Below are 5,790 nucleotides of genomic sequence, written 5' to 3'. Positions count from 1 at the left end.
CCATGAGGCGATCAGATCGTCGACGTCGGGGTTGGTGAATGTGGTCATGGCTAGCTTTACCTCTCAATGGGGTTGCTAGCGCCGCAATCGGCTGGCCCAATTCTGGCCCATGCGGGCTACTCTTGGCCTCAGAAAGTGCCTCTAAGCTGCGTCAACTCTGGTGCGCGATACTGGGATTGAACCAGTGACCTCTTCCGTGTCAGGGAAGCGCTCTCCCGCTGAGCTAATCGCGCTTGGCGCCGGATTCGGAGGTGGAGACGGGAATCGAACCCGTGTGCACGGCTTTGCAGGCCGTTGCCTCACCACTCGGCCACTCCACCGCTGGGGTTGATGCCATTAGCACCTTCGAGCGGATGACGGGATTCGAACCCGCGACCCTCACCTTGGCAAGGTGATGCGCTACCAACTGCGCTACATCCGCGCGCAACGGACGAGATCGTCGCCCGGTGCGAAGGACGACGATAGTCGAAGTGAGCGCGCGCACACAAATCTCTTGGTGCAGTGCGTGTCTAACCTACCGTGTGGCCAGGTCGCGCGCCATCCGGCTACTTCGGCGAACCGGCGCGCGTGCTACTCTTCGACGTCGTTCGCCTCTCGGCGCCGGTCCCGTGGCTCAGTGGAAGAGCGTCCGCTTCACACGCGGAAGGTCGCTGGTTCGATCCCAGCCGGGACCACAAGGTCAGGGCGTTATTCGTTGGCCGCGTGCAACTTCCGTGCAACATCGCCTCGGTAATAGAGGTCGCTTTGTGGCCGAACAGTCTCAGCAAAGTCACCGCGCCGTATGAGAAGCGCCTTTACGATGCCCCGAAACGACATGAGGCATGTGCTGCCGTCTGCTTGGGGGTTCATTGGCGATACCAGCAACCGGTGGGCCGTACGCGACGCTTCCCGTCGGCCGGCACTCAGCGACATTTGATGAGGTCTACGAGCACTTCGTTGAGAAGGCGCCGTTCAGAGAACGAAGGGAACTAATCTACGAGGCCCTTCGGCTGTATGCGAAGGTTGTTGCGAAAGAGTTCAGCGACGTCACATTGTGGATTAATGGAGGCTTCGTCACGCACAAGCCCTGGGCGGCACCGAACGACACTGATGTCGCGGCTGTCGTACCCATGACGGACGATACGAACATGTGTTCGAATACGGATTGCCTTCGGTTCCTGACGCTGCAAGGTGTGATGGTCGCGATACCGACGACGATGGTTCCTGTTCCACGCATCCAGCCCATGGCGGGGTTGATTGACAGTTTCGTGGTGCCCGACGACCCCATCCAGACGGCCGTATGGGATCACGACTGGTCGAGGGTAACCGATCAGAACCAAAACCTGTTGCCTCCAACCATCCTGAAGGGTTATTAGAGGTGAAGCCGTGACGGAGCCCACCGAACTCGAAACCCTCTTAACAAGGGCTCTGGAGAGCGCTCTGGACGATTCGCCAGCCAGCGAAATGACCAGGATGCAATTGCGCGCCGGGATCGTCGGACAAGATCCCGCGCTTATCGATTTGTACGAGCGTATTGCGGGGCCCAGCCAAGCTGAGGTCGATTTTCATCTCGACGGACCTCTAGCCGCTCGCTGGCCGAGGGGCCGGTGAGTCCCGGGCTGTGGGGTGGCAGTGCGCGGCCCAGGAACGCCGCGAGGTCGCCGGCCAGGGGTTGAGCAAGTTCGACCAGTACCACCGCCCAGCTCCCCGCGCTGATCTGCTCGTCGCTGATCTCGGGCGCGGCCGGGCGCTGCGCGAGGTCTCCCACCGCCCGCGCGACGCGGGCGTGGGCGGCGCGGTCCAGCTGTTTGGACTCCGCGAGCATACCGACGATCGTCGAAACCAGTTCGTGCACGGCGTCGGCAACGTTGTCGATGTCGCCGCGCAGTACCAACGGCCCGGGCAGTGCCGCCACCCGCGCGGCCAGCGGGTCGACGATGGCGGCCACCTCGGCGGCCAGGTGGAAATTGCCGCGATAGTGCACGCGCAGCCACTTTCGGCGCCGTTCGCGTTGCTGGGCTTGTGAGTAGACCGGCTCAGGCGCCGCTTCGGCTGATTCTGGCCGTTGGCGGACAAAGGGTCTCATGCCGACACCGCCGGGTGTGCGTGGCGCAAGATGTCGGCCAGGGCGGGGATATGTGCAGGCGCAAGCTGTTCCCGCTCCGCGTCGATTACTCTGCGGCAGCGCCACCACGATAATGCCGCGTGGCATTCACGGACGCGCGGGTCGTCATCGGGCACACCGTGCGCCTTGAATGCGGCGTGGCGTGCCTGCCAGCGAACTGGTGAAAGCGAGGCCGGATCGATCATGCGGGACACCGCGTAGACGGCAAGCGTGCACGGCAGCCCGGCATACGTGTCGCTGCTTCAAGTCGCCTGCCGGGCAGCCGCGCCTTATCGTTGGGTATGAAATTCAGCAGGGGACTGCTGAGCACGGCCCTTGCCGCAGTTGTGATCGGGGCCGGGATCGCTTCGGCACCGCCGGCATCGGCAGGGTGTTTGGCGGTCAACCCGGATAACACCTACTGCGACGACCCGGTGGAACCGAACGGGACCTGGCACCGATGTCACCAGAAGCCCGGAAACGTCGTCTACCAGGGCGGCTGGGTGTGGAAGCGGATGCCGCCTACCAACTTTTGCTACACGGTCGATCCGTCGCAGCCGTGGACGTCGACGCGGCCCGGAGAGCCGCAATTCCACGTCGATTAGGCGCGTAACACCGATTGCGCGCACTGCCTGAGTTTGCTGACGCCACTTAAAGTCCGCATTTCGAGTATTTGAACTCAGAAAATCTTGTGAGTACGAAGTGGGTTGGGCTACATGGGTTTTAGCCTGATGGCGGCGATAGCGGACGGTTATCTAGAGGGCATGCGTAAACAAAACGGTCGATTCGTTAACGCGTTTGCCACCGCTGGCCCCGCGATTGCCTACGTGCGGGTGTCCACCGACGAGCAAGCCGCCTCGGGTGCTGGCCTCGAAGCCCAGCGCGCCAGCATCGAGGCCGAGGCGCAGCGCCGTGGCTGGACCATCGTCGGGTGGCACGCCGATGAGGGCATCAGCGGCTCCAAGGGTGTCGAGCAGCGGCCGGGGCTGGCCGCAGCGATCGAGGCCATCGAGGATGGCAAGGCTGCGGTGCTGATGGTCGCCAAGACTGACCGCGTGGCACGTGGCTTGCGTACCTTGCTCGACGTGATCGACCGGGTTGAGCGTGCTGGTGGCGGGGTGGTCTCGGTCGACAGCACCATCGACACCAGCACCGCAGCCGGTCGTTTCCAGACTCAGATCATGGGCTCGGTAGCCGAGCTGGAACGTGCCCTGATCAGTGACCGGACCAAGGCCGCGCTTGCCGTACGCAAGGCTCAAGGCGTGCGGCTTGGCCGGCCATCATCGCTGCCGCGTGAGGTGGTCGCTCGCATCGTCGAGGCGCGGGCAGGCGGTGCTTCGCTGCGGGCCATCGCCGCCGAGCTGACTGCCGATGGCGTGCCCAGTGCTCGCGGCGGCAACTGGGAGGCTGCGACGATCAAGCGTGTCCTCGAAGGCCAGGACGCCGCAGACATGCGGGTAGCGACAAGCTGACGAAGTTTCGGCCACTGATCTTGACGATGTCCACCAGGCCGTCGTGATAGAGCTGCACCAACGCCGTTCCCTTCATTCATAGGGTCGCACCGCGCAGCTTCTCGCGCAGTTCGGCCCACGAGATGAACCCACCGCCGGCTTCACTGAGCACGGCCAAGATCGCGGCCTCAAGTTCCTCGTCCGTCGCGCCGCCGCGCGTGCTATCCGGGCAAGCACGATTTTCTGACAATGTCTGCGGGCGTCTGCATTGTTGGGCGCCAACGGAATTCACGTGTCCTCGCGGTGTTCACGCTCGGCCTCGATGCCCTCGATTTCGGGGCTGTGCGGCCGGCTCGCGGCCGAATCGGTCTCGGCGGCCACGTCGGGACCCTTGGGCGGTGTTTCGTCGCCCTGAGCGCGCAGGCGCAGAATCGCTGACCACTCGGACAACTCGTCAACAGACACACCGCCCGCCGCGAGCACCTGGCGCGCGACGTCGGCATGCAGCGGCCAGAGCGGATCGTCGGGACCGGTCACGGTGCCGAACAACTGGCGGCACTGCTCGGCCAACTCGGCGTCCAACTCGGCCGGATCAAGCCAGCCCTCGCCGATGTCCTCGGCCAGGTCCAGCGCGGCGGTAACCGCGTCTCGCTTGCTCATCGCTCGATCTCCCTCATGTGGACAACCTCGGCGTCGATCACCGACATCAGCCGCTCACGGGCATCAGCGATGATCGCGGCCGGCGTCTGGTGAATCAGGACATCGACCTGGGTTCGCTGCGGGGAGTAGTGGCCGTCGATCTTGGCAGCGTCGGTCACGAGAAGCCGCAGTTCCTTGGACAGCATCGCTGCGGCCTCTTCGTCACGGCGGGCCACGGCCGCTTCGTACAGCTCGAACAGCGCCGATTCCTGCACGCGGAGCTTCTCGACCGACGCCGCACGTTCGGCGGCCGGGTCGCGCACGTCCGACCGGATCAACCGGTTGACGGCCAGCCGCGCGCCATCGCGGGAACGAAAGCCGAGTTCAGAGCTGATTTCGGTCCACGTCTTACGTCGAGCGCGCAGCTGCAGTGCTTCGATGGCACGGGCGCGCGAAGCTCGATGCGACATCACTGGGGCCAATGCGATCACAGCCCTCTAGCGCGTGCGAAATCCGTTGTGCCGCAACGCATTTCGGTGCAAGGGTCATATTAAACCTGTTGCGCTGCAACGCATTTCGGTGGCGCATGCGATCATTCTGCGTTCATGGGGTGCAGGGGTCGGGGCGCGGCGGCGCGGGGGGTAACGCACCACCACCGCCCGGACCTTTCCTGTCGTGTCCGGCCGAAGGTCTGCCGTTTCGTTTCGCCGCGCTTGCCGCGTGCCATGCCGCCGCTCCCTCGAATTTTGCACAACGTCTGCACAACAGTGACCCCTACAGGACCATACACACTCCTACAGACAGACAGCCTTAGATGAGCCCAAATTTACTGCGAAACAACGTATTCGGGGCTATCGGTGCAGGTTACGCCCTGATCCCAGATGCCGTATATCGCTGGTTCGATCCCAGCCGGGACCACCCATCTGACCCGCATGAACACGGTTTGCGCTCACTATGGTTGGTTCGTCTTGTCCGGTGATCGTTCCATTGACCGTTTCGGTTATGTGGAGTCGGTCGAGGTTGGTGGCGGGAATCGCCCGTGCCACTGCGCGTCTCACACCCCCACCCGCGTGCCGCGATTGGCCAGTTATCGACAGCGAACCAGCTCGGCGTCGGCTGGGCTGGCCGGGAGTGGGCTCGGGGGTCATCTGGCCGCCCGACATCTTCGACATCCGGGACGAAGCGAATCGCTGATGGGCGCTCCGGACGCGTGTGCCCGCCGCTGACATCAATCCCCAACTGGCGCAGGCCGGAGTGGGCGGGCTGGCGAACCGCAGCCGGCTTGCCTCGGTGCGCTGCAACTAGCGCCCTGGGCCAGCGGGGGTCGAATGGCACACCGGCCGCGCTGAGCCTTCGAATGGCCCAGCGCGGCAATGCATTCGAGCTGTGCGGCACTGCGGGAACGGCCTTGGTACCGGTTAGCCCAGGTGTCCTGGTTCGTCGGGCAGCACGGTCTCGGGTCGCACCGGGTAGGTTTCGTTGCTGACCAGGCGCTCGTTGATCCAGTACCCGCCCGTGCAGGTGCGGGAGTAGGAGCGGTCGGAGTCGCCATAGCAGCTGTACATCGTCTGGTGCGCGGGCACCCAGATGGTGCGTTCCCGCATCCAGCTGCCGTCG

General features: G+C 64.2%; 8 protein-coding genes and 4 tRNA genes. 4 read left to right on the top strand and 8 right to left on the bottom strand.

Features of this window, described 5'->3' with window-relative positions:
- Positions 1-158: 158 nt before the first annotated feature.
- From VML93_RS32740 to VML93_RS32730, 3 genes are all read right to left on the bottom strand, one after another.
- Positions 159-233: transfer RNA gene (locus VML93_RS32740), tRNA-Val, on the bottom strand.
- Between the two features lie 16 nt (positions 234-249).
- Positions 250-320, bottom strand: a tRNA-Cys gene (locus tag VML93_RS32735).
- Positions 321-348: 28 nt separating this feature from the next.
- A tRNA-Gly gene (locus VML93_RS32730) sits at positions 349-421 on the bottom strand.
- A gap of 181 nt (positions 422-602) precedes the next feature.
- Between VML93_RS32730 and VML93_RS32725 the strand changes: the two genes are divergently transcribed.
- Together VML93_RS32725 and VML93_RS32720 are read left to right on the top strand one after the other, a co-directional pair.
- Positions 603-674 (top strand) — tRNA-Val (locus VML93_RS32725).
- A 174-nt stretch (positions 675-848) separates the two neighbouring features.
- The gene (locus tag VML93_RS32720; RefSeq protein WP_325617096.1) at positions 849-1,355 is read left to right on the top strand and encodes a DUF6932 family protein; all 507 of its coding nucleotides are present in this window, start codon (positions 849-851) and stop codon (positions 1,353-1,355) included.
- A gap of 137 nt (positions 1,356-1,492) precedes the next feature.
- Here the strand turns inward: VML93_RS32720 and VML93_RS32715 are convergent, their stop codons facing one another.
- Both VML93_RS32715 and VML93_RS32710 read right to left on the bottom strand, forming a co-directional pair.
- Positions 1,493-2,065, bottom strand: coding sequence for a hypothetical protein (locus tag VML93_RS32715; RefSeq protein WP_325617095.1), 573 nt, complete (start codon positions 2,063-2,065; stop codon positions 1,493-1,495).
- A complete protein-coding gene (locus VML93_RS32710) occupies positions 2,062-2,289 on the bottom strand; it encodes a hypothetical protein (RefSeq protein WP_325617093.1) in 228 nt (75 codons plus the stop codon). The genes VML93_RS32715 and VML93_RS32710 overlap by 4 nt, the downstream gene beginning before the upstream one ends.
- Positions 2,290-2,385: 96 nt before the next feature.
- Between VML93_RS32710 and VML93_RS32705 the strand changes: the two genes are divergently transcribed.
- On the top strand, positions 2,386-2,688 hold the full coding sequence (locus tag VML93_RS32705; RefSeq protein WP_325617091.1) for a CDGP domain-containing protein: 303 nt from the start codon (positions 2,386-2,388) through the stop codon (positions 2,686-2,688).
- Between the two features lie 111 nt (positions 2,689-2,799).
- The gene (locus VML93_RS32700; protein WP_325617087.1) at positions 2,800-3,555 is read left to right on the top strand and encodes a recombinase family protein; all 756 of its coding nucleotides are present in this window, start codon (positions 2,800-2,802) and stop codon (positions 3,553-3,555) included.
- A gap of 267 nt (positions 3,556-3,822) precedes the next feature.
- Here the strand turns inward: VML93_RS32700 and VML93_RS32695 are convergent, their stop codons facing one another.
- The 3 genes from VML93_RS32695 to VML93_RS32685 form a co-directional block, all read right to left on the bottom strand.
- Complete coding sequence (locus tag VML93_RS32695; protein WP_325617085.1) at positions 3,823-4,194, bottom strand: flagellar hook-length control protein; 372 nt, start codon at positions 4,192-4,194, stop codon at positions 3,823-3,825.
- Positions 4,191-4,643 carry a hypothetical protein gene (locus VML93_RS32690; RefSeq protein ID WP_325617083.1) on the bottom strand — a complete coding sequence of 151 codons (453 nt, stop codon included), beginning with the start codon at positions 4,641-4,643 and terminating at the stop codon, positions 4,191-4,193. Before VML93_RS32690 ends, VML93_RS32695 begins: the two co-directional genes overlap by 4 nt.
- Before the next feature lie 948 nt (positions 4,644-5,591).
- The coding region (locus tag VML93_RS32685) for a CDGP domain-containing protein (RefSeq protein WP_422656541.1) at positions 5,592-5,790 on the bottom strand (199 nt) is incomplete at its 5' end.

This window comes from Mycobacterium sp., assembly GCF_035499775.1.
In the GTDB taxonomy this organism is placed as follows: domain Bacteria; phylum Actinomycetota; class Actinomycetes; order Mycobacteriales; family Mycobacteriaceae; genus Mycobacterium.
Note: the sequence above shows the minus strand (reverse complement) of the source record. Positions and strands in the feature narration are given on the sequence as shown.